13 protein-coding genes, 1 tRNA gene and 1 pseudogene are annotated in these 13,648 nt (G+C 74.1%); 4 read left to right on the top strand and 11 right to left on the bottom strand.

The genetic code is table 11. From position 1 onward, the window contains the following. The first annotated feature begins 1 nt into the window (after position 1). Complete coding sequence (locus C5507_RS11890; RefSeq protein ID WP_104528738.1) at positions 2-484, top strand: GNAT family N-acetyltransferase; 483 nt, start codon at positions 2-4, stop codon at positions 482-484. Here C5507_RS11890 and C5507_RS11885 read toward each other — a convergent pair. Next, a complete protein-coding gene (locus C5507_RS11885; RefSeq protein WP_242611333.1) occupies positions 438-1,790 on the bottom strand; it encodes a DUF2252 domain-containing protein in 1,353 nt (450 codons plus the stop codon). The two genes, C5507_RS11890 and C5507_RS11885, sit on opposite strands and share 47 nt — an antisense overlap. Before the next feature lie 89 nt (positions 1,791-1,879). Here C5507_RS11885 and C5507_RS11880 point away from each other — a divergent pair, with 89 nt between their 5' ends. Both C5507_RS11880 and C5507_RS11875 read left to right on the top strand, forming a co-directional pair. Then, positions 1,880-2,911 carry an SGNH/GDSL hydrolase family protein gene (locus tag C5507_RS11880; protein ID WP_104528736.1) on the top strand — a complete coding sequence of 344 codons (1,032 nt, stop codon included), beginning with the start codon at positions 1,880-1,882 and terminating at the stop codon, positions 2,909-2,911. A gap of 134 nt (positions 2,912-3,045) precedes the next feature. After that, positions 3,046-4,266 carry an acetyl-CoA C-acetyltransferase gene (locus C5507_RS11875; RefSeq protein ID WP_104528735.1) on the top strand — a complete coding sequence of 407 codons (1,221 nt, stop codon included), beginning with the start codon at positions 3,046-3,048 and terminating at the stop codon, positions 4,264-4,266. 213 nt (positions 4,267-4,479) lie between these two features. Here the strand turns inward: C5507_RS11875 and C5507_RS11870 are convergent, their stop codons facing one another. The 5 genes from C5507_RS11870 to C5507_RS11850 all read right to left on the bottom strand — a co-directional run bounded on the left by C5507_RS11870 (position 4,480) and on the right by C5507_RS11850 (position 8,890). Beyond that, positions 4,480-5,361, bottom strand: coding sequence for a Bax inhibitor-1/YccA family protein (locus C5507_RS11870; RefSeq protein WP_104528785.1), 882 nt, complete (start codon positions 5,359-5,361; stop codon positions 4,480-4,482). A 152-nt stretch (positions 5,362-5,513) separates the two neighbouring features. Then, positions 5,514-5,804: a hypothetical protein gene (locus tag C5507_RS11865; protein WP_104528734.1), complete on the bottom strand. Its 291-nt coding sequence runs from the start codon at positions 5,802-5,804 to the stop codon at positions 5,514-5,516. Between the two features lie 63 nt (positions 5,805-5,867). Beyond that, positions 5,868-8,057, bottom strand: coding sequence for an MMPL family transporter (locus C5507_RS11860; protein ID WP_104528733.1), 2,190 nt, complete (start codon positions 8,055-8,057; stop codon positions 5,868-5,870). A 5-nt stretch (positions 8,058-8,062) separates the two neighbouring features. Then, complete coding sequence (locus C5507_RS11855; RefSeq protein ID WP_104528732.1) at positions 8,063-8,656, bottom strand: TetR/AcrR family transcriptional regulator; 594 nt, start codon at positions 8,654-8,656, stop codon at positions 8,063-8,065. A 160-nt stretch (positions 8,657-8,816) separates the two neighbouring features. Then, a tRNA-Leu gene (locus C5507_RS11850) sits at positions 8,817-8,890 on the bottom strand. Between the two features lie 55 nt (positions 8,891-8,945). On the opposite strand from C5507_RS11850, the pseudogene C5507_RS11845 reads away from it, so the two are divergent. Further along, a pseudogene (locus tag C5507_RS11845) lies at positions 8,946-9,377 on the top strand (alpha/beta hydrolase fold domain-containing protein); the annotation flags it as partial. A 4-nt stretch (positions 9,378-9,381) separates the two neighbouring features. Here C5507_RS11845 and C5507_RS11840 read toward each other — a convergent pair. The 5 genes from C5507_RS11840 to eno form a co-directional block, all read right to left on the bottom strand. Beyond that, a complete protein-coding gene (locus C5507_RS11840) occupies positions 9,382-10,152 on the bottom strand; it encodes a uracil-DNA glycosylase (protein ID WP_104528730.1) in 771 nt (256 codons plus the stop codon). Positions 10,153-10,214: 62 nt separating this feature from the next. Then, positions 10,215-11,165, bottom strand: coding sequence for a Ppx/GppA phosphatase family protein (locus tag C5507_RS11835; protein WP_104528729.1), 951 nt, complete (start codon positions 11,163-11,165; stop codon positions 10,215-10,217). After that, a complete protein-coding gene (locus tag C5507_RS11830) occupies positions 11,162-11,731 on the bottom strand; it encodes a DUF501 domain-containing protein (protein ID WP_104528728.1) in 570 nt (189 codons plus the stop codon). The genes C5507_RS11835 and C5507_RS11830 overlap by 4 nt, the downstream gene beginning before the upstream one ends. Position 11,732: 1 nt before the next feature. Beyond that, on the bottom strand, positions 11,733-12,341 hold the full coding sequence (locus tag C5507_RS11825; RefSeq protein WP_104528727.1) for a septum formation initiator family protein: 609 nt from the start codon (positions 12,339-12,341) through the stop codon (positions 11,733-11,735). Between the two features lie 10 nt (positions 12,342-12,351). Beyond that, positions 12,352-13,629 (bottom strand): phosphopyruvate hydratase, encoded by a 1,278-nt coding sequence (gene eno, locus C5507_RS11820; protein WP_104528726.1) that lies wholly within the window; start codon positions 13,627-13,629, stop codon positions 12,352-12,354. Between the last annotated feature and the right edge of the window lie 19 nt (positions 13,630-13,648).

The following is a 13,648-nucleotide window of genomic DNA, read 5'->3' as shown; positions in this document are numbered from 1 at the left end:
GGTGGACGACGACAGCGGCACGGTCACCGTCGAGCGGTCCGACGCCGCGACGACCTACCCGCTGTGGCGGGACGTGCTGCGCGACGGCCGTCCCGTCGACCGGCCCGCGGACCCGCCGGGAACGCTCCACCTGGCGGCGCGGACCCCCGACGGTCGGGTGGTCGGCGTCGTCCGCTTCGTCCCCGCTCCCTGCCCGTACCGGCCCGGGGCGCTGGCGCCCTGGCAGCTGCGCGGCATGGCCACCGACCCGTCGGTCCGCGGCTCGGGGGTCGGCCGGGCGCTGGTGACCGAGGGCCTGGCCCGCGTGGCCGCCCTCGGCGGCGACCTCGTCTGGTGCGACGCCCGCACCACCGCGGTCGGCTTCTACGAGCGGCTCGGGTTCTCCGTGGTGAGCGGTCCGTTCGACAAGCCGGACGTGGGCCCGTCCGTCGGCATGCTCACCGCCGTCGGTCCCCGGGCAGCGGGTGCGAGCCGCTCGAGCTGATCCCCGGGATCTGCCCGGCCCGGAACGCGTCGACGAACAACCGGAAGTCTTCCTGCGTCCGCCGCGCGTAGGAGTGCGCGAACTCCACCAGGTCGGCGACGAACTCCTGCCGCCGATCCCCGACCATCGCGGAGATGGCCTCCTCGGTCTGGAACGGCACGAGGGAGTGGTCGCTGTCGGCGTCCCCCACGCAGTGCAGCTTCGCGGTGGCCCGTCCCAGCTGGACCATGACTGGGGCGATGTCCTCCGGCTCGGTGAGGTCCTCCCAGTCCAGGTCCAGCTCGTACGGCGAGAGCTCGGCGACGACGAAGCCGCGGCCGTCGATCTCGGTGTAGCCGAGGAACTGCGAGGTGTTGGCCTGCAGCGCCCGCTGGCTCACCGCGGTCCGGTGGCCCTCGTTCTCGAAGTAGGCCCGGATCTCCGGATCGGTCACCACCCGGCTGGGCGCCGGCACGTTGCCCTGCTTCAGCGACAGGACGACGTCGTTCTCCAGCGCCTGGTCGTACCCCTCCAGCAGCACGTTGTAGGCCGGGAGCCCCGCGCTGCCGATGCCGAATCCGCCGGTGGCGATGACGTCCTTGACGTCGTAGGTGACCTCCCGGCGCCGCTGACCCTTGGGCACGGTCTCCCGGTAGCGCTCGAGGGCGGCCAGCACGCGGTCGCGCTCGTCGTCCTCCAGCCGCCGGTTGCGCGGGCGGTCGGCGAACCGCCGGTGGTACCCCTCGATGACCGTCATCCGCTCCAGCAGGCCGAGCCGGGTGCGGGTGGTGGTCTCGTGGATGACCTCGCGGACCGCCCCCTCGGTGTTGTCGGCCCGCAGCGCGAAGGAGCGGTCCTCGTCGGAGTGGGTGAAGGCCTCCACCTGGTCGAGGTAGGCCTGCAGGTAGCCGCTCAGCAGCTCGGAGATGACGTCGTCGCCCAGCGCCTTGCGCCAGGCCAGCAGCGCGAAGCTGGCCGCGAACCGGCGCAGATCCCAGCTGACGTGGCCGAGGTAGGCCTCGTCGAAGTCGTTGACGTCGAACACGATCCGGCCGGCGCTGTCCATGTACGTGCCGAAGTTCTCCGCGTGCAGGTCACCCTGGATCCACACGCGCGACGTCCGCTCGTCGCACCACCGGTCCTCGACCGTCGCCATGTCCGCGTAGAACAGGGGTGCACTGCCGCGGTAGAAGGCGAACGGATCGGCCGCCATCTTCCGGAACTTGGTGCGGAACGCGTCGGCGTCGGCGTCCATCAGGTCGCCGAAGGCGTCGACGAGGACGTCGACGATCTGCCTGGTCCGGTCGTCGTCTGTGGGACGGGTCACACCAGCGGGGGAGGAGGCCACAGCTTGCACCGTAGGCGGCCGATAACGTCAGTGGTGCTACGACGGCGCCGAGCAGGGACGGAGGCACGATGATGCGTACCGATACCGCCCGACGGCTCGCGCCCTACGCCGCCTACGGCGGTGGCAGCGTGACCATCGCCGGAGCGGCCCTGGTGGCCCTCCTCCGGGAGGAGGCCCGCGCCGCACGCCGCAAGGTCGAGGCCCGGACGACGAAGCTGGACCCGCCGTCGGGGGACGGCGTCTACGGACGCGGCCGCGCCGAGCCGATCGTCTTCACGGTGCTGGGCGACTCCAGCGCCGTCGGCCTCGGCGTCACCCGGGCGTCGGAAACCCCCGGGGTGCTGGTGGCCGCGGGGCTGACCGAGCTCGCCGAGCGGCCCGTGCGCCTCGTCCGGCTCGCTGTGTCCGGTGCCCGGGCGCGTGACCTCGACGCCCAGGTCGACCGCGCGCTCGAGGAGCGCCCCGCCGTCGCGCTGATCATGATCGGCGCCAACGACGTGACCAGCCGGACGCCCACCTCCGTCTCCGTCGCCCACCTCACCGACGCCGTGCGCCGGCTGACCGCCGTCGGCTGCGAGGTCGTGGTCGGCACCTGCCCCGACCTGGGCACGATCCGGCCGATCGCCCAGCCGCTGCGCACCCTCGCCCGCCGATGGAGCCGGCAGATGGCCGCCGCGCAGACCGTCGCCGTGGTCGAGGCCGGCGGGCGCACGGTGTCCCTGGGCTCGCTGCTGGGCCCCGCCTTCGCCTCGGACCACGGCATGTTCAGTAATGACCAGTTCCACCCCAGCGCGGTCGGCTACGCCGCGGCCGCCGCCGTCCTGCTGCCGGCGGTCGCAGACGCGGTCGGCGTGTGGCCCACCGGAACCGGACGCGGTCTGCGGGCGCTGCGCCGCGAGTCGGTCCGGCCCGTGGCCCTCGCGGCCGCGCGCGCGGCCAACCGGCCGGGCACCGAGGTGCAGGGCACCGAGGTCGCGGGCTCCGACACCGGACCGCGCGGGCCCTGGGCGCTGCTGCGCCGCCCGCGCCCCACCGAGGTGCCCACCCCGGAAGAGGCCGAGCGCGCCGAGACCGAGGCGGAGGCGGAGGCGTCCCACTGACCGCTGCGTGACGCGGACCACAACGGGCGATCGGGGCCCCGACGGCAGGATCCCGCGACCCGGGGCCGGGGTAGTTTCCGAGGTGACCGACGTCCGGCGACCCGCCCGGACCCGCCTCATCGTGGAGGACTCCCATGCCCGAAGCCGTCATCGTCGCGACTGCGCGCTCGCCCATCGGCCGCGCGTTCAAGGGGTCGCTCAAGGACATGCGGCCCGACGACCTGGCCGCCGCCGTCGTCCGCGCCGCCCTGGACAAGGTGCCCTCGCTCGACCCCACCGACATCGACGACCTGATGCTCGGCTGCGGCCTCCCCGGCGGTGAGCAGGGCTACAACATGGGCCGCGTGGTGAGCGTGCTGCTCGGCATGGACCACCTGCCCGGCACCACGATCACCCGCTACTGCTCCTCGTCGCTGCAGACCACCCGCATGGCCATGCACGCCATCAAGGCCGGCGAGGGCGACGTCTTCATCTCCGCCGGCGTCGAGACCGTCTCCCGGTTCGTGAAGGGCAACAGCGACGCGCTGCCCGACACCCAGAACCCGGTGTTCGCCGACGCGCAGGCGCGGGTGGCCAAGGTCGCCGAGAGCGGCGCCGACTCCTGGACCGACCCGCGCGAGAACGGCGATGTCCCCGACGTCTACATCGCCATGGGCCAGACCGCCGAGAACCTGGCGCTGCTCAAGGGCGTCTCGCGCCAGGAGATGGACGAGTTCGCCGTCCGCAGCCAGAACCTGGCCGAGGAGTCCATCGACAACGGGTTCTGGGACCGCGAGATCGTCCCGATCACGCTGCCCGACGGCACCGTGGTCACCAAGGACGACGGCCCGCGCCCCGGCACCACGCTCGAGGGCATCTCCGGCCTCAAGCCGGTCTTCCGCCCCGACGGCCGGGTCACCGCCGGCAACGCCTGCCCGCTCAACGACGGCGCCTCCGCCGTGGTGGTCATGAGCGACACCAAGGCCGCCGAGCTGGGCCTCACCCCGCTGGCCCGCGTGGTCTCCACCGCGGTCACCGGCCTGTCGCCGGAGATCATGGGCTACGGCCCGGTCGACGCCTCGAAGCTCGCCCTGCAGCGCGCGGGCATGACCATCGACGACATCGACCTCGTCGAGATCAACGAGGCGTTCGCCGCGCAGGTCATCCCCAGCTACCGCGACCTGGGCGTCGACATCGACAAGCTGAACGTGCACGGTGGCGCCATCGCCGTCGGGCACCCGTTCGGCAGCACCGGCGCCCGCATCACCGGCACGCTGATCAACGGCCTCCAGACTCGGGACAAGACGTTCGGTCTGGAGACCATGTGCGTCGGCGGCGGCATGGGCATGGCGATGGTGCTGGAGCGCCTCTCCTGACCCACCCCAGCATGGGAAGCGATACACCCGTTCTGGCCGCCCCAACGGGTGTATCGCTTCCCATGCCCGGGGGTTGATCGCTCTACTGCGAGTCCCCGGATCCGGACATGACAGTGGCCCGGCCCCCTCACGGGGACCGGGCCACTGCTCGTTCTCAGGCCCCCTGCAGGGTCCCGCCGCGAGCTTGCGCGGCGGGGGCAGGGAGTGCTTCTGTCAGTCGTCCTGGAGGTAGCTCAGGAGACGCAGGATCTCCAGGTACAGCCACACCACGGTCACGAGCAGACCGAAGGCGATGTACCAGGCGAACTTCGCCGGGGCGCCGCGGCGGATGGCCTCGTCGGCCATGTCGAAGTCGAGCAGCAGCGAGAACGCCGCCACACCGATCACGACCAGGCTGAAGATGATGGCCAGCGGGCCACCGTCACGCAGGCCCAGACCGCCGTCGGTGAAGAAGCCGGCGACCAGGTTGGCGACCATCAGGACCAGGACACCGATCAGCGCCGCCATCATCCAGCGGGTGAACTTCGGCGTCACGCGGATGGCGCCGGTCTTGTAGACCACCAGCATGCCGGCGAAGACACCGAACGTGCCGATCAGCGCCTGCACCACGATGCCGGGGTAGATGCTGTTGAAGGCCTCGCTGATCGCGCCGAGCGCGACGCCGTACAGGGCGCCGTAGGCCAGCGTCGCGACCGGGTTGGCGATCTGCTTGAAGGCGATCACCAGGCCGAGGACGAACGCGACCAGCACTGCCGGGAGGGCGAAGCCCCAGGCGGCGTTGCCCGGCAGCGCCCAGACGGCGGCCGCGGTCAGGACGGTCACCAGGAACGAGAGGCCCGTCTTGGTGACGACGTCGTCCATCGTCATGTAGCGCGTGTCCGGCGTGGTCCCGTACGGGGACGGCGCGGCGTACTGGTCCTGCTGGGGGGCGGGCGCACCGTACTGCGGAGCACCGTACTGCGGAGCGCCGTACTGGGGCGCCCCGTACTGGGGGGCCCCGTGCTGCTGCTGCGGAGCGTTGCCCCAACCCGCGTACGGCTGGCCGGGGCCCGCGTTGCCGAAGCCACGGCTGAACGCCGGGTTCTTACTGGGCATCGTCATCTCCTCGAGGTGACTCGTCGGTCGTGGAGTCAATTTCCTGCACTCCACTCGGTCAGGTCAACGCCCGACACGCCTGAAGCGTTCCACGGAGCCGCACCGATCCCCCGCGCGGGTGGCGCACGGGGGGCGGTGCGCACCGTGTGCGGTCAGGGGCGGGGGTCGGTGCGCTGCCAGCCGCGGTCGTCCCGGCGGCCGCCGAGGCCCGCGCGGCAGCGCCGGCACACCGACCGCACCTCCTCGGCGTGCCGGCCGGACTCGGGCTGGACGTCGGCCCAGGGCACGTGCGGGAAGCGCGCCAGGGCCGATCTGCTCAGGGAGAGGCCGCAGACCGTCTCGTTCCGCCCGGGCTCCCACCCGTGGACCTCACCGGCGGGATACCGGATCCCGTCGTCGGGATCGACCCACCGGCCGGTCGCCGCCACCCGCGCCGCCGTCACCGGCTGCCCGTTCCCGTTCCGGCCGGCGATCGAACCACCGTGCCCGGGAAAGGCCGGGAACGCTCAGCGGCGGGTCGCGCCGACCAGGTCCGGCCGCTCGGCGTGCCGGCCCGCCGCCTTCTCCAGCGCCGCGCCCTCCACGTCCAGGACGGGCAGCCACCGGAGCCAGCGGGGCAGCCACCAGGCCCGCTCACCCAGCAGGGCGAGCGCGGCCGGGACGATGACCATCCGGACGACGAAGGCGTCGAAGAGGATGCCCGACGCCAGCGCGAAGGCGATCGACTTGATGGTCGCCTCACCGGCGGGGACGAAGCCGGCGAAGACCGAGGACATGATCAGCGCGGCCGCGACGACCACCGGGGCGGCCTGGCGGAAGCCGGTGCGGATGGACTCCAGCGGCGAGACACCGTGGCTGTGCGCCTCGTGCATCCGGGACACCAGGAAGATCTGGTAGTCCATCGCCAGGCCGAACAGGATGCCGATCACCAGGATGGGCGTGAGGCTGATCAGCGGGCCGGTCGAGTCGAGGTTGACCGCGTCGGCCAGCCAGCCCCACTGGAAGACCGCGACGGTCGCGCCGAGCGAGGCGCCGATGGTGAGCAGGAAGCCCAGGACGCCGACCAGCGGCACCAGGATCGAGCGGAAGACCAGCACGAGCAGCACCAGGGCCAGGCCGACGACGAGGGTCAGGTACACCGGCAGCGCGTCGTCCAGGCTGCGCGCGACGTCGACGCTGACGGCGGTCTGGCCGGTGACGGAGGCCTGCACGCCGCCGTCGAGGTCGGTCAGCTCCGCCCGCAGGTCGGCCACGAGCTGCTCGGTCGCGGGATCGGTCGGTCCCGACTCCGGGATCACGGTGAGCAGCGCCGCGTCCCCGTCGGCGTCGGGGATGGGCGGGGTGACGATGACGACGTCGTCGAGCTCGGCCACGGCCGGGGTTACCCGGGCCGCCGTCTCGGCCGCGCCGTCACCCTCGAAGAGCACGGTGAGCGGGCCGTTGAAGCCCTCGCCGAAGCCCCGGGCGAGCAGGTCGTCGGCCCGCGCCTGGGTGCTGCCCTCCGGCGGCATCTGCACGAGGGTCGTCTGCATCGAGAAGAACGGGACGGAGATGACGGCGAGAGCCACCACCGCGAGCAGCAGGCTGCCGACGCGGCGGCGGGTCACCGTGCCGGCCCACCCGAGGAGGAACCCACGGCCGCCGGCCTCGCCGCCGCCGTCGGCCGCGGCGCCGCGCTGCGTGCGCGGCAGCGCACGCAGGCCCAGGAAGCCGAGGGCGGCGGGCACCAGGGTGAGCGCGACCAGGACGGCGACGACGATGGTCGCGGCCGCGGCCACACCCATCTGGGTCAGGAACGGGATGCCGACGACGAACAGACCGGCCAGCGCGATGACCACGGTGAGCCCGGCGGTGACCACGGCCGAGCCGGCGGTGCCCACGGCGGTCGCGATCGCGGTGCCGACGTCGGAACCGTGGCGCAGCTCCTGCCGGTAGCGCGTGATGATGAAGAGGGCGTAGTCGATGCCCACGGCCAGGCCCAGCATCGCGGCCAGCGTCGGGGTCGTGGACGACAGGTCGACGAACCCGGTGGCGATCGTGACGCCCATGACGCCGATGCCGACGCCGACCAGTGCCGACAGCAGGTTCATGCCGGCGACGGCCAGCGCGCCGTAGGTGACGGCCAGGACGAGCAGCGCGACGACGACGCCGATCGCCTCGGCCGGCCCGCCGACGTGCGGGGGTTCCTGGGTGGCCTCGCCGGTCACCTCGACGGTGAGACCGCCCTCGCCGGCGCCCTCGACCACGTCGAGCAGCGCCTCCTGCTGGGCCGGCGTCACCTCGCCGGGCGCGGCGTCGAAGGTGACCGTGCTGTAGGCGGTCGTCTGCTCGCGGTTCACCGAGGGGGCCGCCGGGTCCAGCGGGTTGGTGGCGGAGGTGACGCCGGGCAGCTCGCCGATCTCGGCCACCAGCGCACCGAGGGCACCGGCGTTCTCCGGCGTCGTGACGGTCTGGCCGTCGGGGGCCACCACCACGACCCGCGCGGTGGCGCCCTCGCTGCCGGCGCCGAACTCCTCGCCGATCCGGTCCAGGGCCACCGTGGACTCCTGGCCCGGGATGTCGAACCTGCTCGACGTCTCACCGGCCAGGGTCACCGCACCGACGCCGCCCGCGACGAGGACGACGAGCCAGACGAGGACCACTGCCAGCCGGTGCCGGTGCGAGAAGGCACCGAGTCGGGACAACGCAAGAGCCATGCTGATCAGGCCTCCACCTGGTCGGAGCTGGGACGTTCGGCGCCGGGTCGGCGGTGGCCGAGCGCGTCGAAGCAGGTGGCGGCGACGTGCGCCCGCCACGCGGTGGTCTGGCCCTCGTGGTGGGCCGCGAGCGACAGGACGGCGAGCGCACCGAGGGCGCCCAGCACCCGCACCAGGCGCTCGGGATCCGACGTCTCCAGGTCGACACCGAACGCCGCGAGCGCGGCCCCGGAGGCGCCCTTTCCCGCCCCGGGGTCGGCGTCGGCCTGCAGCACCGGGGCGAGCATGAGCGCCACGAGCCCGGGGTGGGCGAGGGCGACGTCGAGGACGACGTCGACGGCGCGGCGGTCGCGGGCCTCGCCGAACGGCAGCGGCCCGACCTCGTCGAGCACCCCGCGGGCCTTCGCCTCCGCCTGCGCCAGCACGGCCTCGTGGAGCGCGTCCTTGCTCGGGAAGTGGTGCAGCAGCCCGGCCTTGGACAGGCCCACGGCGTCGGCGACGTCCTGCAGCGAGGTCTTCGCGAAGCCGCGGCGGGCGAACAGCGCGGCGGCACGATCGAGGATGCCCTCGTCGATCTGCTGCCGGAACGGTCGCGCCACGCGTCCACGGTACGAGAGACCGACCGAATCGGTCGGTTTTCCGCCCGAAGAGGTCGGTGCAGTTGCTCACAATGGATCCCCCGGGCGATTGCGCAGAAAAGGACCCCATCGGGCCGCCGAGGGGTGCTTCTGCGCGCAATCGCCCAGGCGAGCCGGCGCGTGCCCCCGGTCGGATTCGAACCGACACTGGGACCCTTTTAAGGGGCCTGCCTCTGCCGATTGGGCTACGGGGGCGCTGGAGGAACGCTAGCGGTGCCGGGCGCAGCAGGACGGGACCGGCTGGCTCGCCCTCACCGCGGCCCTGCGGCTGCGCGACGAGGGCAGCCCGCTGCCGGCCGCGCTCGCTCTCATCCCCCCGTTGCTGGACCTCTCCGGCGACGACCGGCCCGGCGACCGGGTCGACCCGATGCTGCAGCCCGCGTGGCTGGCCCGCTGCGCCGCCGACTTCGCGCCCGGTCGCGACCTGCGCGGCCCCGAGCTGGTCCCGCTCGCCGCCGAGCTCGCCTATCTCCCGCCGCTGGTCGTGCAGGCGGCGACGAGATCCTGCTCGGGGAGGCCGTGCGGCTCGCCGATCGCGCCCGCGCCGCCGGCGTGCCGGTCGACCTGCGCCGGTTCGACGGCATGGGTACGTCTTCCAGGTCTCGGCCGGCTCGGTCTGCGAGTCCACGACTGCTGTCGCGCACTGGGCGAGGCGCTGGCCGCACACCTGGAGGCGGTCTGACCGGTCAGCCGCCCGGGGCCGCCAGCTCGGTGGCCCGGCTGAGCACGGCGTCGAGCATCGACTCGGTGAGCCTGCCGGTGAAGGTGTTCTGCTGGCTGACGTGGTAGCTGCCCAGCAGGGTCAGCGGGCCGCGCGGCCCCTCCAGCGCCACCTCGACGCCGTGCCCGAAGACCGGCCGCGGTCGGGGCAGGGCGTACCCGGCCGCGGCGAGCACCGGCCACAGCGCCGTCCAGCCGAACCCGCCGAGCACGACGACCACCCGCAGGCGCGGCAGGAGCTCCAGCTCCCGCGCCAGCCACGGCGAGCAGGTGTCGCGCTCCTCCGGGGTCGGGGCGTTGGCCGGCGGCGCGCAGCGCACGGCTGCGGCGACCCGGACGTCGGTGAGCTCGAGGCCGTCCCCCAGGTGCGTGGAGGTCGGCTGGTTGGCCAGGCCCGCCCGCCAGAGGGCGGCGAAGATCCAGTCGCCGCTGCGGTCCCCGGTGAACACCCGTCCGGTCCGGTTCCCGCCGTGCGCGGCCGGCGCCAGCCCGACGACGGCGATCCGTGCATCGGCCGGGCCCAGGCCCGGCACCGGCCGGCCCCAGTAGTCCTCCTCCCGGAAGGACGCGCGCTTGACCCGCGCGACCTCCTCCCGCCAGGCGACCAGTCGGGGGCAGGCGTAGCAACCGGAGATCCGCGTGTCGAGGACGGCCAGGTCCGGGGTGCTCCGGGCCGACCGGACGACCCCGGCCGGGGTCCGCGTGACCGGGAAACCGCCCGCGTCCCGTGCGGTCACGGCACGGCCCCGGTGCAGGGTTCCGCGGCGAACGGGCGAGTCGTGGGGGGCACCGGCGTCCTTCAGCCGCGGGCGAGCCGCAGCGCGATGCCGTCGAGGATGTCGTGCTCGCTGACCGTCACCTCGGGCAGGCCGAACTCGTCCATGAGCACCCGGAGGATCAGCGCCCCGGCACCGATGACGTCGACCCGGCCCGGGTGCATCACCGGCGAGGCGGCCCGGCGGGCACGGGTGGCGGCGAGCAGGTCCGCGGAGATCCGGCGCACGTCGGCGACGGGGATCCGGGAGCCGTGGATCGCGTCGGAGTCGTAGGTGGGCAGGTCGAGGGCGAGCGCGGCCACGGTGGTCACCGAGCCGGCCAGCCCGACCAGGCTCGCGGCCCGGCCGACGGGGACCGCGGCGGCGACGTCGGCCAGCGCCGCGCGGATGTCCCGCTCGGCGAGCGCGATCTGCTCGTTGGTCGGCGGGTCGTCGCGCAGGTGCCGCTCGGTGAGCCGGACGCAGCCGATGTCGACCGACCGCGCGGCCGTCACGCCCGCGGCGTCGCCCAGCACGAACTCCGTCGACCCGCCGCCGATGTCCACCACCAGGTACGGGGCCTCGGGTGGCCGCAGCCCGTGGCCGGCGGCCGCGGCGTCGACCGACCCCGTGGCGCCGAGGAAGGACAGCTCCGCCTCCTCCCGGCCGGTGACCACGTCGGGCGTGCGGCCGAGGGTGCTGCGCACCATGCCCTCGAAGTCGGCGCGGTTGGCGGCGTCGCGGGTGGCGCTGGTGGCGACCATGCGGACGTCGGCGGCGCCGAGGTCGCGGGCGGCCGCGGCGTACTCGGCCAGGACCACCCGCGTGCGCTCGATGGCCTCGGGCGCCAGGCGGCCGGTGGCGTCGACCCCCTGACCCAGGCGCACCACCTCCATGCGGCGCAGCAGGTCGGTGTGCCCGCCCTCGGCCGGCACGTCGGCGACCAGCAGGCGGATCGAGTTGGTGCCGCAGTCGATGGCGGCGACCCGGGTCATGCCCGGTCCCCGGGCCCCTCGGGCAGGGCGCACGGGCCCTTGGCCCACCACTCCCCCATCCCGTCGACCGCGCGGTCACCGATCGGGTTCACCCCGCGGCCGGCGGCAAGCGCGTGCCCCGCCAGGGCGTGCAGGCACTTGACGCGATCGGGCATGCCACCGGCGGTGGCCCGGGTCGGCAGCACGTCCTTGGCGTCGCGGGCGGCCAGGTAGGACTCGTGCGCCGCGCGGTAACCGGCCGCCAGCTCCGGATCGGTGCCGAGCTCCTCCTGCCACTCGCGCATCCGGCCGGCGGATTCCAGCCGGCTCGCGGCGGCCGACGCCCGGGGGCAGGTCAGGTAGTACATCGTGGGGAACGGGGTGCCGTCCTCCAGCCGCGGGGCGGTCTCCACGACGTCGGGCTGCCCGCACGGGCAGCGGTGCGCGACGGCGACCAGCGCCCGCGGGGGGCGGCCGAGCTGTCGGGCGACGATCTCGCGGTCCTCCTCGCTGACGGGGCTGGAACGGCCCCGCTGCAGGGGCCCGGGCCGAGCGGGCGAGGTCTGGGGGGCAGTGGGGTCCTTCATCTCACTCGCCCGTTCCTCCGTTGCGCGGCTCGTCGTCCGCCTCGTCGTCGCCGTCGGCGGTGGCCACCGACTCCATGAGCCCCTCGTACCAGGGCCGCGGTTCGAGCTGCCGGGCCGCCGCGGCCAGGGTCCCCGCGTCGCCCTCGACCGCCTCGCCGTCGACCACGATGACCAGCCGGTCGCCGGGGAGCACGTACGCGAGCCGTTCCCGCGCCTGCCGCTCGGCGTAGGCGGGGTCGGACTGGCGGTCCAGCTGCGCCTCCAGGTCGGCGGCACGCAGGTCCAGCTCGCGCCCCTCCGCGGCCAGCTGCGCCAGCTCCGCCTGACCGGCGAGGTACTGGCGGATCGGGCCGGCCAGGGTGAGCGCGAGCACCAGGATGAGCCCGACCAGCAGGACGGCGCGCCCGGTGAACAGCGGCCGCCGGCGGGCCGACGCCCCGGCCGGCCGGCGCTCGGGGCGGCGGTCGGTGCGCCGCTGCCCGGGGCGGCTGGACGCGCCCGACCGCAGGCCGGTGCGCACCGGCCGGGTGGTGTGCACCCGCGGGACCCGGCCGGTCGCGCGCCGTCCGTCGGCCGCGGGCCCGCCCCGCCGACCCCGAACGCTGCTCATCCGCCCCTGCTCAGCCCTTCAGCCGGGGGAAGGCGGCGGCGCCGGCGTAGCGGGCGGCGTCGTCGAGCTCCTCCTCGATCCGCAGCAGCTGGTTGTACTTGGCGACGCGCTCGCTGCGGGCCGGGGCACCGGTCTTGATCTGCCCGCAGTCGGTGGCGACGGCGAGGTCGGCGATCGTGGTGTCCTCGGTCTCGCCGGAGCGGTGGCTCATCATCGAGCGGTAGCCGTTGCGGTGGGCCAGGTTGACCGCGTCGAGGGTCTCGGTCAGCGTGCCGATCTGGTTGACCTTGACCAGCAGCGCGTTGGCCGCGCCCCGCGCGATGCCGTCGGCCAACCGGGTCGGGTTGGTGACGAACAGGTCGTCGCCGACGATCTGGACGCGGTCCCCCAGCGCCGTGGTCATGCCGATCCAGCCGTCCCAGTCCTCCTCGGAGAGCGGGTCCTCGATCGAGACGATCGGGTAGGCGTCGACCAGGTCGCGGTAGTAGTCGACCAGGAACTCCGCCGAGCGGGACTGGCCCTCGAAGTCGTAGCCGCCGTCGCTGTGGAACTCGGTCGCGGCCACGTCCAGGGCGAAGGCGATGTCGGAGCCCAGGGCGTAGCCGGCCTTCTCGACGGCCTCGGCGATGAGGTCGAGGGCGTCGCGGTTGCTCGGCAGGTCGGGGGCGAAGCCGCCCTCGTCGCCCAGGCCCGTGGACAGGCCCCGGCCCTTCAGGACGGCCTTGAGCGCGTGGTAGGTCTCGGTGCCCATGGCCAGCGCCTCGGCGAAGGTGGCCGCCCCGATCGGCGCGATCATGAACTCCTGCACGTCGACGTTGCTGTCGGCGTGGGCGCCACCGTTGAGGATGTTCATCATCGGCACGGGGAGCAGGTGCGCCGACGGGCCGCCGACGTAGCGGAACAGCGGCAGGCCGGTGGAGTCCGCGGCGGCCCGGGCGACGGCGAGGCTGACGCCGAGGATGGCGTTGGCGCCCAGCCGCGACTTGTCCGGCGTGCCGTCGAGGTCGATCAGCCGCTGGTCCACGAGGCGCTGCTCGGTCGCCTCGTAGCCGACGAGCTCGGGGCCGATGACGTCGAGGACGCCGTCCACGGCCTTGGTCACGCCCTTGCCGCCGTACCGCTCACCCCCGTCGCGCAGCTCGACCGCCTCGAACGCGCCCGTGGAGGCGCCGCTGGGCACCGCGGCGCGGGCGATCGTCCCGTCGTCGAGGGCGACCTCGACCTCAACGGTGGGGTTTCCGCGCGAGTCCAGGATCTCCCGCGCGCCTACGGCATCGATGCTCGGCACGCCGGACAGCCTAACCAGC

The organism is Blastococcus saxobsidens (genome assembly GCF_002938435.1).
GTDB classification, from domain to species: Bacteria; Actinomycetota; Actinomycetes; order Mycobacteriales; family Geodermatophilaceae; genus Blastococcus; species Blastococcus saxobsidens.
Note: the sequence above shows the minus strand (reverse complement) of the source record. Positions and strands in the feature narration are given on the sequence as shown.

Excerpts from the sequence above, each read along its gene's own strand:
- C5507_RS11880 (WP_104528736.1), top strand. The coding sequence starts at position 1,880 with ATGATGCGTACCGATACCGCCCGACGGCTCGCGCCCTACGCCGCCTAC.
- C5507_RS11875 (WP_104528735.1), top strand. The coding sequence starts at position 3,046 with ATGCCCGAAGCCGTCATCGTCGCGACTGCGCGCTCGCCCATCGGCCGC.
- C5507_RS11870 (WP_104528785.1), bottom strand. The coding sequence starts at position 5,361 with ATGCCCAGTAAGAACCCGGCGTTCAGCCGTGGCTTCGGCAACGCGGGC.
- C5507_RS11860 (WP_104528733.1), bottom strand. The coding sequence starts at position 8,057 with ATGGCTCTTGCGTTGTCCCGACTCGGTGCCTTCTCGCACCGGCACCGG.
- C5507_RS11835 (WP_104528729.1), bottom strand. The coding sequence starts at position 11,165 with ATGACCCGGGTCGCCGCCATCGACTGCGGCACCAACTCGATCCGCCTG.
- C5507_RS11830 (WP_104528728.1), bottom strand. The coding sequence starts at position 11,731 with ATGAAGGACCCCACTGCCCCCCAGACCTCGCCCGCTCGGCCCGGGCCC.
- C5507_RS11825 (WP_104528727.1), bottom strand. The coding sequence starts at position 12,341 with ATGAGCAGCGTTCGGGGTCGGCGGGGCGGGCCCGCGGCCGACGGACGG.